Annotated in this window: 12 protein-coding genes and 3 pseudogenes; 13 read left to right on the forward strand and 2 right to left on the reverse strand. The window is 34.1% G+C overall.

The genetic code is table 11. The features are described from left to right. Positions 1-723, reverse strand: a complete 723-nt coding sequence (locus tag ACXKY9_RS02805) for an amino acid ABC transporter ATP-binding protein (RefSeq protein ID WP_000616925.1) — start codon at positions 721-723, stop codon at positions 1-3. Positions 724-1,099: 376 nt separating this feature from the next. Here ACXKY9_RS02805 and ACXKY9_RS02810 point away from each other — a divergent pair. The 9 genes and pseudogenes from ACXKY9_RS02810 to ACXKY9_RS02850 all read left to right on the forward strand — a co-directional run. Then, positions 1,100-1,285 (forward strand): annotated as a pseudogene (locus ACXKY9_RS02810) (HAMP domain-containing protein); the annotation flags it as partial. Positions 1,286-1,654: 369 nt separating this feature from the next. Continuing rightward, positions 1,655-2,227, forward strand: a pseudogene (locus tag ACXKY9_RS02815) (methyl-accepting chemotaxis protein); the annotation flags it as partial. A 146-nt stretch (positions 2,228-2,373) separates the two neighbouring features. Next, positions 2,374-2,823, forward strand: a complete 450-nt coding sequence (gene argR / locus ACXKY9_RS02820) for an arginine repressor (protein WP_000711827.1) — start codon at positions 2,374-2,376, stop codon at positions 2,821-2,823. Between the two features lie 268 nt (positions 2,824-3,091). Continuing rightward, a complete protein-coding gene (gene arcA, locus ACXKY9_RS02825) occupies positions 3,092-4,324 on the forward strand; it encodes an arginine deiminase (protein WP_000682331.1) in 1,233 nt (410 codons plus the stop codon). 30 nt (positions 4,325-4,354) lie between these two features. Further along, complete coding sequence (gene argF / locus ACXKY9_RS02830; RefSeq protein ID WP_000930287.1) at positions 4,355-5,353, forward strand: ornithine carbamoyltransferase; 999 nt, start codon at positions 4,355-4,357, stop codon at positions 5,351-5,353. A 99-nt stretch (positions 5,354-5,452) separates the two neighbouring features. Further along, positions 5,453-6,868: an arginine-ornithine antiporter gene (arcD, locus tag ACXKY9_RS02835; protein WP_000503399.1), complete on the forward strand. Its 1,416-nt coding sequence runs from the start codon at positions 5,453-5,455 to the stop codon at positions 6,866-6,868. A gap of 37 nt (positions 6,869-6,905) precedes the next feature. After that, positions 6,906-7,868, forward strand: a complete 963-nt coding sequence (gene arcC / locus ACXKY9_RS02840; protein WP_000113948.1) for a carbamate kinase — start codon at positions 6,906-6,908, stop codon at positions 7,866-7,868. 201 nt (positions 7,869-8,069) lie between these two features. After that, entirely contained in the window at positions 8,070-8,759 is a 690-nt protein-coding gene (locus tag ACXKY9_RS02845) for a Crp/Fnr family transcriptional regulator (RefSeq protein ID WP_001081906.1), read from the forward strand. Positions 8,760-8,915: 156 nt separating this feature from the next. After that, positions 8,916-9,599 (forward strand): hypothetical protein, encoded by a 684-nt coding sequence (locus ACXKY9_RS02850; protein ID WP_000619194.1) that lies wholly within the window; start codon positions 8,916-8,918, stop codon positions 9,597-9,599. Between the two features lie 124 nt (positions 9,600-9,723). Here ACXKY9_RS02850 and ACXKY9_RS02855 read toward each other — a convergent pair. After that, positions 9,724-10,260 (reverse strand): annotated as a pseudogene (locus tag ACXKY9_RS02855) (BBE domain-containing protein); the annotation flags it as partial. A gap of 155 nt (positions 10,261-10,415) precedes the next feature. Between ACXKY9_RS02855 and ACXKY9_RS02860 the strand changes: the two are divergent. The 4 genes from ACXKY9_RS02860 (at position 10,416) to ACXKY9_RS02875 (ending at position 17,970) form a co-directional block, all read left to right on the forward strand. Beyond that, the gene (locus tag ACXKY9_RS02860; RefSeq protein WP_001044704.1) at positions 10,416-12,080 is read left to right on the forward strand and encodes a glycoside hydrolase family 13 protein; all 1,665 of its coding nucleotides are present in this window, start codon (positions 10,416-10,418) and stop codon (positions 12,078-12,080) included. A gap of 205 nt (positions 12,081-12,285) precedes the next feature. Then, a complete protein-coding gene (locus ACXKY9_RS02865; protein ID WP_000705559.1) occupies positions 12,286-13,923 on the forward strand; it encodes a PTS transporter subunit IIBC in 1,638 nt (545 codons plus the stop codon). A gap of 4 nt (positions 13,924-13,927) precedes the next feature. Continuing rightward, complete coding sequence (locus ACXKY9_RS02870; protein ID WP_000771987.1) at positions 13,928-14,719, forward strand: endonuclease/exonuclease/phosphatase family protein; 792 nt, start codon at positions 13,928-13,930, stop codon at positions 14,717-14,719. 305 nt (positions 14,720-15,024) lie between these two features. Further along, on the forward strand, positions 15,025-17,970 hold the full coding sequence (locus ACXKY9_RS02875) for a YhgE/Pip domain-containing protein (RefSeq protein WP_000810092.1): 2,946 nt from the start codon (positions 15,025-15,027) through the stop codon (positions 17,968-17,970). Positions 17,971-17,981 lie beyond the last annotated feature (11 nt).

Below are 17,981 nucleotides of genomic sequence, written 5' to 3' on the forward strand. Positions count from 1 at the left end.
TTATAAAACGTTGCGTAAAAATTGTTTTGCCCGTTCATGTGATGGAGCTGAAAAGAATTGTGCTGGCGGAGCATCTTCTACAATCTTTCCATCATCCATAAAGATGACGCGATCAGCTACATCTCTTGCAAAATTCATTTCATGAGTAACAATAACCATTGTCATCCCTTCTTCAGCAAGTTCTTTCATAACTTGCAATACTTCTCCAACAAGTTCAGGGTCTAAAGCTGAGGTAGGCTCATCAAATAGCATAATCTTAGGGCTCATTGCAAGAGCTCGTGCAATGGCAATGCGCTGTTTTTGACCACCTGAAAGAAGATGAGGAGTTACATCTGCTTTATCTTGAAGGCCGACTTTTTGGAGAAGTTGAGTTCCAATATCCTTTGCATTTGCTTTCTCTAATTTTTTTACGTGAATAGGTGCTTCTATGATGTTTTCTAGTGAGGTCATATGAGGAAAGAGGTTAAAGTGCTGAAAAACCATACCGACATTTTCACGGACTTTATTTAAATTTGAATGCTTTGGATCAATTCGCTCACCTTGTAAGTGAATTTCGCCTTCATCGTACATTTCTAAAAAGTTAAGACAGCGAAGTAATGTACTTTTACCAGAACCACTGGCACCAATTAAAACAACAACTTCTTTTTCTTTTACTTCTAAATCAATTCCTTTTAACACATCAAGTGAACCGAATGATTTTACTAGATTTCGAACTTGAATCATACAAAACCCCCAGTTAAAAATATATTTTACAAATGTTGCCCCTTATTTCTGTTATTAGTCATAAATTGTCAGAATCCTTTATTTTTTTCGTGCAATTTGATATTCAAAGAAATAATATTTTTTTAAAATCTCTATATCCTTCTATAATGAAAATATGGATAATAATATATAGGTAGTATTTATATTGCTTATAAAAAGGGGGAAAGGGAAGATGGAAAAAGAAAGGAAAACATTTTCTTTTGGATTACGTACACAACTTATGCTATTCACTACAGTTTTAGCTTTCATTACATATTCAACAAGTATCTTTTTTATTTACGTGATATACGATTATTTTCAAAGTTATGTAAGTCAAACTGTATATAATATTATCGTTATGTTATTAGGGGTAGTATGGTCTGGAATTTTAGCATATGGAGCAGCCGTATTTTTAATTAAACCGCTTCGCAAGTTAGAGGAGGCGGCAAGAAAAGCAGCTGAGGGTGATATTCGTGAAGATGTTCCATTACCGAAGACAGATGATGAAATTAAATCTTTAAGTGTTGCATTTAATATGATGTTAGGAAACTTAAGGGGCATGGTAAAAAATATTGATACAACATTTTCGTATACAAATAATCAAGTACAGCAGATTAGAAAACAAACAGGCGAAGCAACGAGACAAGCGCAAGGTGTATCTGAGACACTTGCAGAAATTTCTTCAGGCGCTGAGCAATCAGCGGCATCAATTCAAGCAATTGTTTCTGCTGTTGATACAACGACTTCTATTGCAAGTGAAGTAGAAGAAAAAGCGAAGCAGTCTGATACATTGTCTTCAGAAATGGTTGAAGCTTTAGGGCATAGTACTCGTGTCTTTACGTCTTTAATTCAAGGTATTCAAACATTGGCAAAAGAAAATGAAGATTCAATGCAAAATGTACAGAAGTTAGAAGAACGAATGAAACAAGTAGAACATATTGTGTCTGTTGTGAGTGCGATTGCTAGCCAAACGAATTTATTAGCACTAAATGCTTCTATTGAGGCAGCTCGCGCAGGAGAGCATGGAAGAGGCTTTGCGGTTGTTGCGGAAGAAGTACGGAAACTTGCTGATGAAAGTGATCATTCTGCAAGAAACATATCGCAGTTATTACGGAATATGCAAGATGAAGTACAACAAGTTGCAATGAAAATGACAGAACAAGTGAAAATAGCTAAAGAAGAGGCGAAACGTGGGGAAGCTACGGAATTAATTTTAAAAGAAATGTCATCAAGTGTTATGGAAGTAGCCGATGCAACTCAGCAAATTAGTAGTTATATGAATGAACAAGTGAGCCACATTCATCAAACAGGAGCACAAACAAAAGCTGTAGCAGCAATTGCTGAAGAAACGTCAGCTGGTTCGCAAGAAGTGGCGCGTGTGACGCTACAACAGTCTAAAAATATGATAGTAATCGATCAATTATTAAAGGATTTAGAGAAGCAAGCAACTGACTTGAAACAAACAATTGAACGATTTTCAATGTAAAAGGAAGAACAGAATGCTGTTCTTCTCTTTTTTATTTAGCTTGATTTAATATTTACAGTTAAACTATGAACGTTTCCGCAACATTCTTTTCTGTCCCTTTCGGATGAAAATTATAGCGAGCTATAATATTAAAAGGGGTGTCTTTTATGAAAAAAGAAAAAAGACAACGGTTAATTAAACAATTTGTAAAGGAGTATGAAATAGATAAGCAAGAAAGATTAGTAGAATTGTTAGCAAAAAAAGATGTATTAGTAACACAAGCTACGGTTTCTCGCGATATTCGTGAGTTAAACTTAACGAAGGTACCTTCTCAAGAAGGATTAATGATATATAAAGTTTTCTCAGAAGAGCATGTACAAACTGATATAAAGTTAAAGAAAAAATTACGAGAAGTGGTTGTAAAAATTGATTGTGTAGATCAATTAATGGTTATTAAAACATTACCTGGTAATGCACATGTTATTGGTGTTTTATTTGATGAGTTAGATTGGAAAGAAAAAATAGGATGTATATGCGGAAATGATACATGCCTTATAATTTCACAGTCGAAATCAGATAGGGAGATTATAGAAGAAAGATTAAATTTAATTATTTAGATGCAAAAATCCTGTTTTTAATAAAATTAAAAACAGGATTTTTGTTTAAATACGGAAGTTAAATATTCAACATATATGCGTAATATATGTATTTTTTATTGAGAAAGCGAGATAGTTTGTTATAAAAATACATATTCGTATGATTTTAAAAAAATAACTTGTTTAATATTTCACAATGATAATGTGGATACTTTCACAAAGATGAAAGTGTAGAGCATTTATTATGTACTTGTAAGACATCAAACATATTTAAAAGGAGGTACAACAAATGAAACATCCGATACATGTTACTTCAGAAATTGGGGAATTACAAACGGTTTTATTAAAACGACCGGGTAAAGAAGTGGAAAACTTGACGCCAGATTATTTGCAGCAATTATTATTTGACGATATTCCATACTTACCAATTATTCAAAAAGAGCATGATTATTTTGCACAAACGTTACGCAATCGGGGTGTTGAAGTTCTTTATTTAGAAAAACTAGCCGCTGAGGCGTTAGTAGATAAAAAACTTCGAGAAGAATTTGTTGATCGTATTTTAAAAGAAGGACAGGCCGACGTAAATGTTGCACATCAAACTTTAAAAGAATATTTACTTTCCTTTTCAAATGAAGAATTAATTCAAAAAATTATGGGTGGTGTACGGAAAAACGAAATTGAAACAAGTAAGAAGACACATTTATATGAATTAATGGAAGATCACTATCCGTTTTACTTAGATCCAATGCCTAATTTATATTTTACTCGTGATCCAGCAGCTAGCGTGGGCGATGGCTTAACGATAAATAAGATGAGAGAACCAGCGCGTAGACGTGAATCATTATTCATGGAGTACATCATTAAATATCATCCAAGATTTGCAAAACATAATGTACCAATCTGGTTAGATCGTGATTATAAATTTCCAATTGAAGGTGGCGACGAGCTAATTTTAAATGAAGAAACAATTGCGATTGGAGTATCTGCTCGTACTTCAGCTAAAGCAATTGAACGTTTAGCTAAAAATCTCTTTAGCCGACAAAATAAAATTAAGAAAGTGTTAGCAATAGAAATTCCAAAATGTCGAGCATTTATGCATTTAGATACAGTATTTACAATGGTTGACTATGACAAGTTTACAATTCACCCAGCCATTCAAGGACCAAAAGGGAATATGAATATTTATATTTTAGAAAAAGGATCAGATGAGGAAACTCTTAAAATTACACATCGTACGTCTTTAATGGAAGCATTAAAAGAGGTATTAGGCTTAAGTGAATTAGTTCTTATTCCATGTGGAGGAGGAGATGTAATTGCTTCTGCTCGTGAACAATGGAATGATGGCTCGAACACATTAGCAATCGCGCCAGGTGTAGTTGTTACATATGATCGCAACTATGTATCTAATACGTTATTACGGGAACACGGTATAGAAGTGATTGAGGTTCTAAGTTCGGAATTATCTCGTGGTCGTGGGGGTCCACGTTGCATGAGTATGCCAATTGTTCGTAAAGATATTTAGTATAAATAACGGAGAAAGTAGGGATGAATTATGTTAATGACTAGACCAAATTTAAAAGGAAGAAGCTTTCTAGCAGAAAAAGATTTTACACAAGAAGAATTGTTATATTTTCTAGATTTGGCAGCAGAATTAAAAGAGAAAAAGAAAAATGGTATTCCGCATCATTATTTAGAAGGTAAAAATGTAGCGCTTTTATTTGAAAAAACTTCTACTCGTACGCGTTGTGCATTTACAGTAGCATGTACAGATTTAGGGGCAAATCCTGAATATTTAGGGAAAGGTGATATTCAACTTGGGAAAAAAGAATCTGTAGAGGATACAGCAAAAGTGTTAGGGCGTATGTTTGACGGAATTGAGTTTCGTGGATTTCATCATGAAACCGTAGAATCTTTAGCACAAAATTCTGGTGTACCGGTTTGGAATGGATTAACAGATATGTGGCATCCAACACAAACACTAGCAGATTTATTAACAATTAGAGAACATCTAGGGAAATTGAAAAATGTGAAGCTCGTTTACGTTGGCGATGGACGAAATAATGTTGCTAATAGCTTACTAGTTGGTGGAGCAATCGTTGGAATGGATGTATGTATTTGTACACCGGAATCTTTATGGCCTGCACAAGAAGTAATTGATTTAGCAAAAAAATATAATGAACAGGTAATGATAACAAGTAATGTGGAAGAAGCTGTTGCGAATGCAGATGTAATTTATACAGATGTATGGGTGTCTATGGGGGAAGAAGAAAAATTTGCTGAACGTGTCGAGTTATTGAAACCTTATCAAGTAAATATGAAAATGATTAAAGCAACAGGGAATGAAAACGTGATTTTCTTACATTGTTTACCTGCATTTCATGATGTTGAAACGATGTATGGCGAAGAAGTTTATGAGAAATATGGGTTGAAAGAAATGGAGGTAACTGACGAAGTATTCCGCAGTAAACATTCAAAAGTATTTGATCAAGCTGAAAATAGAATGCATACAATTAAAGCGGTTATGGCAGCTACTTTAGGAAATATGGAGTAAAGAAGAAAGGGAGTCTTCCTTTCTTCTTTCTCCTCCTTTAGACACTATCATTCACTATTGCTTTTGTATTGTTATTGCAATTTAAGAGAGGTGAGTGGAATGGGTGAAGATAAGAAATTAGGGTTGTTTACACTAACGGCTCTTGTAGTTGGGTCTATGATTGGCGGTGGAGCCTTTAATTTAGCGAGTGATATGGCAAAAGGTGCTGGTGCTGGAGCCATTATTATTGGCTGGGTTATAACAGGAATTGGGATGATTGCACTTGGATTATCTTTTCAAAATCTAACTGTAAAACGGCCAGATTTAGATGGTGGTATTTTTAGCTATGCAAAAGCAGGATTTGGTAATTTTATGGGATTTAATAGTGCGTGGGGATACTGGCTATCTGCTTGGCTTGGGAATGTAGCTTACGGTACATTATTGTTTTCTTCATTAGGATATTTCTTCCCAATCTTTGAAGGCGGGCAAAATGTAGCGTCCATTATTGGTGCAAGCGTATTATTATGGTGTGTTCACATGTTAATTTTACGTGGAGTTCAATCAGCAGCACTTGTGAATTTAGTAACTACAATCGCAAAATTAGTACCTGTATTTGTATTTATTGTCATAGGAATCTTCGCGTTTCATATTGATACGTTCTTAGATGGATTTTGGGGGCAAACTGGTTCTTTTTCATGGGGAGCAGTTGGCAGCCAAGTTAAAAGTACAATGCTTGTAACTTTATGGGTATTTATTGGGGTAGAAGGGGCTGTTGTTTTATCCAGTCGAGCAAAAAATAGAAGTGATGTAGGGAAAGCAACCGTTATTGGCTTAATTGGTACACTCATCATTTATATTTTAATCACATTATTGTCTCTTGGACTTATGCAGCAAGCAGATATTGCAGGTTTGAAAAATCCGGCTATGGCTTATTTATTTGAAAGTGTTGTTGGAAAATGGGGTGCTATTTTTATTAATTTAGGTTTGGTCATCTCTGTATTAGGTGCTTGGTTAGGTTGGACTTTGCTCGCTTCTGAAATTCCATATTTAGCGGCTAAAGATGGAGTATTTCCAAAATGGTTTGCAAAAGAAAATAAAAATAAGGCTCCAGTAAATTCATTATGGATAACAAATGGTTTAATACAAATGTTCTTGTTAACATTCGTCGTTTCTGATCAGGCGTATAACTTTGCATTCTCTTTAGCATCTTCAGCTATTTTAATCCCATATGCTTTTTCAGCGTTTTATCAACTGAAGCATAGCTTAAAGTCTGAAGAAGCAGATCGAAATAAAAATATAATAATTGGCTTGATAGCCAGTATTTATGGCGTGTGGCTAGTTTATGCAGCTGGTTTAGAGTATTTATTATTAACAATGACTTTATATGCGCCAGGTATTTTTATTTTTTACAATGTTCAAAAGCAAAAGAGTTCGAAGCAAATATTTACTCGAGTGGAATTAGCATCATCCGTAGCAATTGGTGCTTTAGCATTCTTTGCGATTTATGGATTAATTACAGGCAGTATTACTTTATAAAGCGCTGTGAAAGCGAAATCAACTGGAGGGCTGGAATATGGCACGAAGAAAAATTGTAGTTGCACTAGGGGGAAATGCGATACAGTCTGGAGAAGCTACTGCGGGAGCGCAGCAAGAAGCGTTGGAAAAAACGGCAGAACAACTTGTGAAAATAATGGAAAATGATGTGGATATAGTAATTGCGCATGGAAATGGCCCACAAGTGGGGAATATTTTATTACAGCAAAAAGCTGCAGAAACGGAAAAGACACCTGCAATGCCATTAGATACTTGTGGGGCAATGAGCCAAGGAATGATTGGATATTGGATGGAAAATGCGATTGAAAAGGCATTGAAAAAACGGAATATAAAAAAAGACGTAGCAACGGTTATAACACGCGTTGTTGTGGATAAAAAAGATGAGGCATTTAAAAATCCAACTAAACCAATCGGTCCTTTTTATACAGAAGAAGAGGCCAGAAGATTAATGGATGAAACAAAAGCAGTGTTTAAAGAAGATGCTGGTAGAGGATGGAGACGTGTTGTTCCATCACCGAAGCCTGTAAGTATTCATGAACATAAAGTGATTAATTCTTTGGTCGAAGATGGAAATATAGTGATAGCTGTTGGCGGAGGTGGAATTCCAGTAATTGATTCCGAAGAAGGGCTAAAAGGAACTGAAGCGGTTATCGATAAAGATTTCGCTGCACAGAAATTAGCAGAATTAGTAGATGCCGATACGCTCGTTATTTTAACTGCAGTTGATCATGTGTATGTAAATTATAATCAACCGAATCAAAAAAAATTAGAGCATGTCACAGTGAATCAATTAGAAGAATATATTGAAGAACAACAATTCGCTGCGGGAAGCATGCTTCCGAAAATTGAAGCTGCTATTAATTTTGTTAATACAAATCCAAAAAGAAAAACAATTATTACGTCTTTAGAAAAAGTATATGAAGCACTAGAAGAAAAAGCTGGTACTATTATTTCAAAACAGAATGTATGCATGTATGTTTAAATTCTTATGTACGCTACTTAGTAGTAAAAAAGAATGGAGTTAGTAACTTCATTCTTTTTATTTATTAATATTTTTTGTACTCATTGTTCATAAAGTTTTCATGATGAAATCTGAATATGTAAGTTAATTATGATAAAATTCAAATTGAATACGCTTTCTTGATTTTTTCGCTCCAACATACAGCAAGAGAGAGGGAATTTTATGAATAGACGGAACGTAGTGAAAGACTTAAAGCAGTTCGAATTATTTGCTCATTTAACAGAAAAAAAATTGAAAGGCTTAACAGAGTTTGTTTATTGGCGAACTTATAAAAAAGGTCAATTTTTATTTTTAGAAGGGGATTCAAGAGAAAGAATTTACTTCATGTTAGATGGTTTTGTAAAGTTAGAGCGGGTTAATCAAAATGGGAACTTATTATACGATGACTATGTGAAGCGATATTCTATTTTTCCTTATGGTGGTATGTTTACAGACAGAGGATATAACTATACAGCAGAAGCAATGACGGATGTGGAGGTATATTATATTCCAACGGTAATCTTTGAAGATATGGTAAAGTCCAGCAGAACGCAATTGATGTACGTTGTTCAGCAATTATCATCTATATTAAAATTGAACGAAAATCGAGTGCAAAATATTACAATTCCTAATGCACAAGATCGTGTTATCCAAACGTTAAATTATTTAATGCAGGATTTAGGAGAACAGAGTGGAGAAAAGATTGTAATTTCATGTCCACTTACAACAATTGAAATATCTAAAATATCTGGAACATCTCGAGAGACAGTTAGCAGCGTATTAAAACAATTAAAAAATGATAGCATTGTTACAATTTTAGATAAAAAAATTACAATACATAATCCAACATATTTTGAAGAAATCTCTATGTGAAAATTGTATATTGATTTTTTAATTCATAGTGTATATTAATAAGGTTCTTTATATATTTATAAGGAACTTTTTTACGTTATCCTCTATAAAAAGATTGTATAGTATGGTAATAATAGCTAAAATCGATAATAAAATACAAAGTGAAGGGGAGAAAGAATGATTCGTATTGAGTATGATCGATTAGTAGCTATTTGTTACAGTATAGGGGTTTTGTTATTATTAAAAATTCCAAATGATAATGAATTAATTGGGGAAAAACTATTCAATGTCTATAAGGTTCCGATACATACGTATGTTTATATGGATTATAAAGTCTCAAATATATTGATTGTTTCTTTCATACTACATGTAATTGCATTTATATTATTTTTAAAATGGCTAGGAAAAAAGGAGTCTAGTACATTTAGAAAAACGAATAAGATAAAAGTAGTAGGCATTAGTATTTTGATTGTAATGATGCCGTTTATTTTAAATACAATCCTCCAGACATTGAATAAAACATGGTACTACGCAGGAAAAACAGGGGTAGAAGCAATAGAATATAAAAAAGAAGATAGCCAGTGTAGAATGGAGAAAAATGGAGAGAATATCCAACCGAAGTGCATTGTTACTTTAAAAAATTATCGTAATCATTCACAAGCATTAAAAGTTGTTTTATACGATAATGCAAACGAGAATTCAAAAAGCTATCCAGTACCGAAACCAGTCTATTTACAAAAACATGAGACAAAGCAATTCGAATTTCAAGTTCCTGTTTCTTATAATAGAGGTATTGAAAAAGATAAAGTACCAAATATTAAATTACATTCATTGCATGAAAATGATACGAAATACAATTAATCTGTAAGTAAAAGTTTATGAGTAGGAGCAAGAATTTGAAACGATATAGAAAATCAACTTGAATCATCCAACATACTGCGAGGTAACGGTATATTGGATGATTTTTTTATGTTATCCCCTTTTTTCATGTATGAAAAGGAGGAATACTTTGTTGGAAATGAAAAACATCACAAGGATCATACATGGTTTTTACTTTACGTAATCTGTGAAAGTTAGAGCCATAATAACTAGTTTGCCAATTTTTAATATCGATATCGGGCCAGTTCACATAGTCACCTAGTGTATAAGGATCTAAGCTTTCTCGTAAACCTTTAACCCAGCGTATATTTCGATTTTCTTCATCATCGCATTTCCAAGAGGTAATGTATTCTTGAGCAATAATTGCTTTACGATGAAAATAAGCCGTTTTATTCGGCGAAATATTTTCAACAGCACCTATGAGCGATTGATGCCAAATACTAGCATCTTTATTCGGTGCATGAGAAAGAAAGTATTGCATGATTTGAATGCCTTTAAGGGGAATAGGTTTATAGACATAGGAACCAGAGCGCTTGAAATTTTCAGGGATGTTACCGCCATTAAAAAATTCAACAGCCTTTATATAAGGAACTTCTTCTATAAAGAGAGAGGGGCTACCAGTTTCAAGAAGAGGTGAAGAATGAGATTTACCTTTGTGAGAAATAAATAAAGCATAAGAATAAAGAATCTACATAGAGTTCAATGAAAACAGTTGCAAACTGTTCATATTTTGTTATGATAGTGTTACGAAAACGTTTGCATAAAAATTCCGATGGGATGCAAAAGGAGAGAATGACTATGAATAAGACATGGTGGAAAGAAGCGGTTGCTTATCAAATTTATCCACGAAGCTTTATGGATTCAAATGGTGATGGTATTGGAGATTTACAAGGTATTATTGCAAAACTGGATTATTTAAAAGATTTAGGTATAGATGTAATTTGGATTTGTCCAATGTATAAGTCGCCTAATGATGATAATGGTTATGATATTAGTGATTATCAAGATATTATGGATGAGTTTGGTACAATGGCAGACTTTGATGCTTTACTAGATGAAGTTCATAAGCGTGATATGAAGCTTATTATTGATTTAGTTATTAATCATACGAGTGATGAACATCCATGGTTTATTGAATCACGTTCATCTAAAGATAATCCGAAGCGTGATTGGTATATTTGGCATGATGGTAAAGATGGTGCGGAGCCAAACAACTGGGAAAGTATTTTTAATGGTTCGGCATGGGAATATGATGAAGAAACAGAACAATATTATTTACATCTATTCTCACGTAAACAACCAGATTTAAACTGGGAGAATAAAGAAGTTCGCGAAGTACTATATGATACGGTTAATTGGTGGCTTGATAAAGGTATTGATGGTTTCCGCGTTGATGCGATCAGTCATATTAAAAAAGAAGAAGGCCTCAAGGATATGCCAAATCCAAAAGAGTTAAAATATGTGCCATCTTTTGATAAACATATGAATGTGAAAGGTATTCAACCTTTATTAGAAGAGCTAAAAGAAAATACATTCTCTAAGTACGATATTATGACTGTTGGTGAAGCAAATGGTGTTAAGATTGAAGATGCTGAGCTTTGGGTTGGAGAAGAGCAAGGTAAGTTCAATATGGTATTCCAGTTTGAACATTTAAGTTTATGGGATGCAGAGAAGAAGAAAGACCTTGATGTTGTAGGATTGAAAAAAGTATTAACGAAATGGCAAAAAGGATTGGAAAATAAAGGATGGAACGCTTTATATATTGAGAATCATGATAAACCACGTATCGTTTCAACATGGGGAGATGACAAACAATATTGGCGTGAAAGTGCAACAGCTCTAGGAGCGATGTATTTCTTTATGCACGGTACACCGTTTATTTATCAAGGACAAGAAATTGGTATGACAAATGTTCAGTTGCCAAATATTGAAGATTACGATGATGTAGCAATTAAAAATTTATATCGCGAGAAAATTGCAGAGGGCGTACCACATCAAGATATGATGGAGATTATATGGGCTTCTTGCCGCGATAATTCCCGTACACCTATGCAGTGGAATGATGAGATGAATGCTGGTTTCACAACGAGTACACCTTGGTTTAGCATGAATCCAAATTACAAAGAAATTAATGTTGAGAAGCAAAAAAATGAAGAAAAGTCTATTTTCAATTTCTATAAGAAAATGATTGCTCTGAAAAAAGAGCACGATGTACTGAACTATGGTACGTACGATTTACTTTTAGAAGAAGATCCACAAATTTATGCATATACACGTACGTTACAGGATGAAAAAGTCATTGTAATTAGTAATATCTCAAAAGAGGAAGCTGTGTATAATGAGGGTTCATTTGCACTAAAACGCAAACGTTTGCTTTTAAATAACTATGAAGTTGCGGAACATGAAGAAGTAACAACAATTGCTTTAAAACCTTATGAAACAAGGGTTTATCGCATTTCATAATAAAAAAGGATGCTCTTTGAGCATCTTTTTTTATGAAAAAAATAAATTTCTATTGCAAAGTGAAAACGCTTTTATTAAAATAGATTTATGAAAACGGTTGCGCAAAGGATAAAAATAAAGTAATATAAGGAATCGTTTTCATAAAGGGAACAGAAATTATAATTTAAATCATTATGTTGTTATAAATAAAGGGGAGGAAGAACAGATGAAAATTACGTCTTTTGATTTTTGGCAAAAGTTCGGGAAAGCTTTATTAGTTGTTGTAGCTGTAATGCCAGCAGCTGGTTTAATGATTTCCATCGGTAAGTTAATTGGTATGTCTGCTGGGGATGTTAACGCAGTTCATACAATCGCTCGCGTAATGGAAGACATCGGTTGGGCAATCATTACAAATCTACACATCTTATTCGCAGTAGCAATTGGGGGATCTTGGGCGAAAGATCGCGCGGGTGGTGCATTTGCAGCGCTATTAGCATTCGTCTTAACAAACCGAATTACAGGAGCTATATTTGGGGTAAACGCTGAAATGTTAGCGGATTCAAAAGCGAAAGTTTCTTCAGTAATAGCGGGAGATTTAATTGTAAAAGATTACTTTACTTCTGTACTTGGTGCACCCGCATTAAACATGGGAGTGTTCGTAGGGATTATCACAGGTTTCTTAGGAGCTACTTTATATAACAAATATTATAACTATAATAAACTGCCACAGGCATTAGCATTCTTTAATGGAAAACGATTTGTACCATTCGTTGTAATTCTTTGGTCTACAGTTACTGCGATTGTATTATCACTTCTATGGCCATTCATCCAAAGTGGGTTAAATGAATTTGGTCGCTGGATTGCAGCTTCAAAAGATAGTGCACCAGTTGTTGCACCGTTTGTATATGGAACGTTAGAGCGTTTATTATTACCATTTGGTTTACACCATATGTTAACGATTCCGATGAACTATACAGAGCTAGGCGGAACATATACGATGCTAACTGGTTCAAAAGTTGGACAAGTTGTAGCAGGACAAGATCCATTATGGCTTGCATGGATTACAGATTTAAATAATTTACTAGCAAATGGAGATACGAAGGCATATAACGATTTATTAAATAACGTTGTACCAGCTCGTTTCAAAGCTGGACAAGTTATCGGCTCAACAGCAGCGTTAATGGGGATTGCATTTGCGATGTTCCGTAACGTTGATAAAGAAAAGCGTGCAAAATATAAACCAATGTTTTTATCAGCAGCATTAGCAGTATTCTTAACAGGTGTAACAGAACCAATTGAATTCATGTTCATGTTTATTGCTCCAGTATTATATGTTGTATATGCTATTACAACAGGACTTGCATTCGCGCTAGCTGATTTAATTAACTTACGTGTTCATGCATTTGGATTTATTGAGTTAATTACTCGTACACCAATGATGGTTAACGCAGGTTTAACAAGAGACTTAATCAACTTTGTTATTGTTTCATTAGTGTTCTTCGGTCTTAACTTTACACTATTTAATTTCTTAATTAAAAAATTCAATTTACCAACACCAGGGCGTGCAGGTAACTATATTGATAATGAAGATGAGGCATCAGAAGGAACAGGAAATGTAAAAGACGGTTCACTAGCAACAAAAGTTATCGATTTATTAGGTGGAAAAGAAAATATTGCTGACGTAGATGCTTGTATGACGCGCTTACGTGTAACAGTAAAAGATTTAGATGTTGTTGCACCAGAAGCACAGTGGAAACAAAATGGTGCTCTAGGGCTTATTGTAAAAGATAAAGGTGTACAAGCGGTATATGGTCCGAAAGCTGACGTATTAAAGTCAGACATTCAAGATATGTTAGGTGCGTAATAATATGAAATTGCTAACTTTAAACTGTCATTCTTGGCAAGAAGAGAATCAAATAGAAAAGATACAATACCTTGCTAAAGTAATTCAAGAAGAAGAGTACGATGTCATCGCATTGCAAGAAGTAAGTCAGTCCATACAAGCTGAAAATGTATGCGGTAACAAGAAAGAAGATAATTTTGGACTTTTACTATTAGAAGAGTTAAAAGCGCTACATGTAAAAGATTACAATATTACTTGGGATTTCTCTCATATTGGTTATGACGTGTATGAAGAAGGATTAGCGATTATAACGAAGCATAATATTATAAAAGAAGATACGTTCTTCATTTCAGAAAACGAGGATACAACGTATTGGAAAACACGTAAAATTGTAAGTACAACAATTGCTTATAATGGTAAGGATATAACGTTTTACTCTTGCCATCTCGGTTGGTGGAATGATGAAGAAGAGTCATTCAAAGGTCAAGTTGATCGTTTGATGGAGCGTGTAGATAGCAATAAGCTCGCCTTCTTAATGGGGGATTTTAATAACAATGCTCGGTTGGAAGGCGAAGGTTATGAGTATATGATGCAAAAAGGGTTGTATGACACATATGAATTAGCAATAGAGAAGGATGAAGGAACGACTGTCCAAGGTGAGATTGCTGGTTGGGATGAAAATAAACATAATTTGCGAATCGATCTAATATTGTGTAACCAAAGTAAAAAAGTTCATTCTTCAAAAGTTATTTTTAATGGTACAAACAGAAATGTAATTTCAGATCATTTCGGTGTAGAGGTTCAATTGGATATATAATAGAAGAAATCCTCACAGAGAATAAAAGCTGTGAGGATTTTTTTTAGGAATACAAGTATTTCCAAGAGAAAATACTTGTATTTTTTATGACATTTCATATATATTTGTTATTATTGAATGTAAAACCGATTTGGTCATTTTGTATTCATACTTTGACTCACTTCGTTATATAATGAAGTAAGTGAAAGTTAATGGGAAAAAATAGTACGTTTTTGGTTAATACACGATGTAGAAAGTGATATAATTGCAAAATGCATGTATCATTTTCTAAAGAAGGAAAAATATATAATTAGGTGATAACTTCTATGAAACAAATTTGGCGTATTTATAAGACAGATTTACGGAATGTAGCCAAACATTGGGCTGCAATTGTTATTGTTTTAGGATTAATGATTTTACCATCGTTATATGCATGGTTTAACATTAAAGCTTCTTGGGATCCATATGGAAATACAAAAGAGGTTCCCATTGCAGTTTCCAACCAAGATGCAGGTTCTAATTTAAGAGGGAAAGATATTAATATCGGGAAAGAGATTGTAGACTCCCTTAAGAAAAACAAAAATCTTGGCTGGAAATTTGTAGATGAAAAACAAGCAATTTACGGAGTTGAGCGTGGGGATTATTATGCAAGTATTACGATTCCAAAAGACTTCTCTGAAAAAATTGCAACTGTTCTGGATGAAAATCCGAAAAAACCAGAACTGGATTACTATGTGAATGAAAAAGTAAACGCGATTGCACCGAAGATTACAGCAAAAGGTGCATCAGGTATTACAGAAGAAATTAGTAAAAACTTTGTAAAAACAGCAAACGGTGAGATTTTTAAAATTTTCAATGACCTTGGAATCGATTTAGAAACAAACTTACCAAGTATCGAAAAAGTAAAAGATCTTGTATTTAAGTTAGAAGCGCAGTTCCCAGAAATGAATACACTTATGGATAAGGCGTTAGATGATGCAACTCGAGCAGAAGATGTTGTGAAAGTAGCGCAAAAAGAGTTGCCGGTTGTAGAGAGTGTTATGAATGATGGGCAAGAGGCGTTAGGGAATTTAGATAAATTCTTTGCGAGAAATGATGAAACATTGAATCGCGCTCCGGGAACTATTAAAAATAATTTAACAGTAATGCAGCAGGGATTGGATGCTGCAGCGAAAATTACGGATTACTTAAAAAATCCGGCATTTGACTTTAATCTGACATTGCCAGATCCAGCTAAATTACCAGTCTTACCTAATATAACTATTCCACAAATACCAGAGATTCCAGCATTACCACAAGTGAATGGTGAAGGGTATAAAAATATTGCTAAAAATATTGATCAAACTGTAAACACTGTTTTCAATTCTACTCGTGTTGGAACGGCATATGTAAAGAGTGTTATGGATGGCCTTCAAAATAAAGGCGTGGATCCAGCTGTAGCACAGAAAAATGTGCAGGATGCTTCAAAGCTCCTCCAAGAGCGTATCGATAGTGTTTCATATTTGATTGATTTCTTTACAGCTTTCAAGGAATCAGCTTCCACGGAATTCGGTAAACAGTTCTTTGGAAACAGAGTGGAAAGTTTAACGGTGCTTAAAAATTCTATGGTGGACGCTAACAATAGGGTTAAGCATGTAGGAGATTTAATTAGTTCCGGACAAGAAGTTAAACAAGATGTGCGAGATGCTGTAAATCAAAAATTAGATGCAGTAAATAATTTAGTAAATCAAGCTGAAAAGGATTATAATGCAACGTTTGTAGCTGATTTTGAAAAAGCAGTAAGTACAGCTGAGCAACTGAAAAGTAAGGCTGAAAATGCGCAAGAAAATGCACAGCAGCTTAGAGGCAATTTAAATCAAGATATAAATAAGGCTAATGAGATATTAAACAATGGTAGAGAGAAATATGATAAAGCTGTAAATGATTACAGTAGATTAAAAACGGAGCTTGAAAAAGCAAGAGAAGACTTAAGTAACAAAGGTGTTAACGGATTAGATTCTACAAAAGTAGCCTTAAATGATTTGAATGGGCAGTTCAAAGCAAGTTGGAATTTAGTTAATGACATGATTCCAGTTCTGGAAAGTACAAATAAAGTGTTAGCTGATGTGAATAGTGATAAAAATCTTAATGGTACAATTTCTAAGTTAAATAAAGCAAAAGATGGTTTGCAAAAAGGAATGGATTTAACTGATAAAGGAATTGACGCTATTAATAAAGGTCAAAAACCAGCAGCTGATGTTATTGAAAGTATTAATCAAGTGTCTAAAAGTGTTTCGGGCCAAATTGGTGACATTTTAGCTAAATATGACTCAGAAATCACTCCAAATTTCAATGCAGCAATTGCTCGCACAAAAGAGATGTCTAAAAATACATCTCAAATTTTAAAAGAGGCAGACAAAAAGCTTCCAGATGTTAAAAAATTACTAGAAGATTCATCAAAAGGTTTAGTAGATGGTAAAAAGAAATTAGCAGACATTAAAGCTGAAATGCCAGCTACTGAGAAAAAGATTAAAGAATTAGCAGATAAAATTCGTGATTTTGAATCTGAAGAGGATTTAAAAGACATCATACGCTTATTGAAAAACGATGTTGAGAAGCAAAGTGATTACTTTGCGAATCCAGTAAATTTAAAAGAAAATAAATTATTTGCGATGCCGAACTACGGTTCAGCGATGTCACCATTCTATACAGTGCTTGCATTATGGGTAGGCGCATTATTAATGGTTTCATTATTAACGGTAGAAGTACACGAAGAGGGCGCGAATTATAAGAGCCATGAAATTTACTTCGGACGTTTATTAACATTCTTAACGATAGGTCTTTCACAAGCGTTTATCGTATCGATGGGAGATATATTCTTACTCGGTACGTACGTAGTCGATAAGTTCTGGTTTGTGTTATTTAGTTTATTTATTGGTGGAGTCTTCGTTTGTATCGTATACTCACTCGTTTCTATTTTCGGAAACGTTGGGAAATCGATGGCGATTATTTTACTTGTACTACAAGTAGCAGGATCGGGCGGAACATTCCCAATCCAAATGACACCAGCGTTCTTCCAAGCGATTTATCCGTTCTTACCATTCACATACGCAATTAGCGCAATTCGTGAAACAGTTGGTGGAATGCTTTGGGATATCGTAACGCGAGATTTACTTGTGTTAAGTGCTTTCGTAGTAGTTATGATTGTTGCTGCGTTATTACTGAAAACACCAATTAACAAATCAAGTGAAAAATTTGTTGAGAATGCAAAAGGAAGTAAAATCATTCACTAAAATAAAAGGTT

It is taken from the genome of Bacillus sp. 2175, from assembly GCF_057812155.1.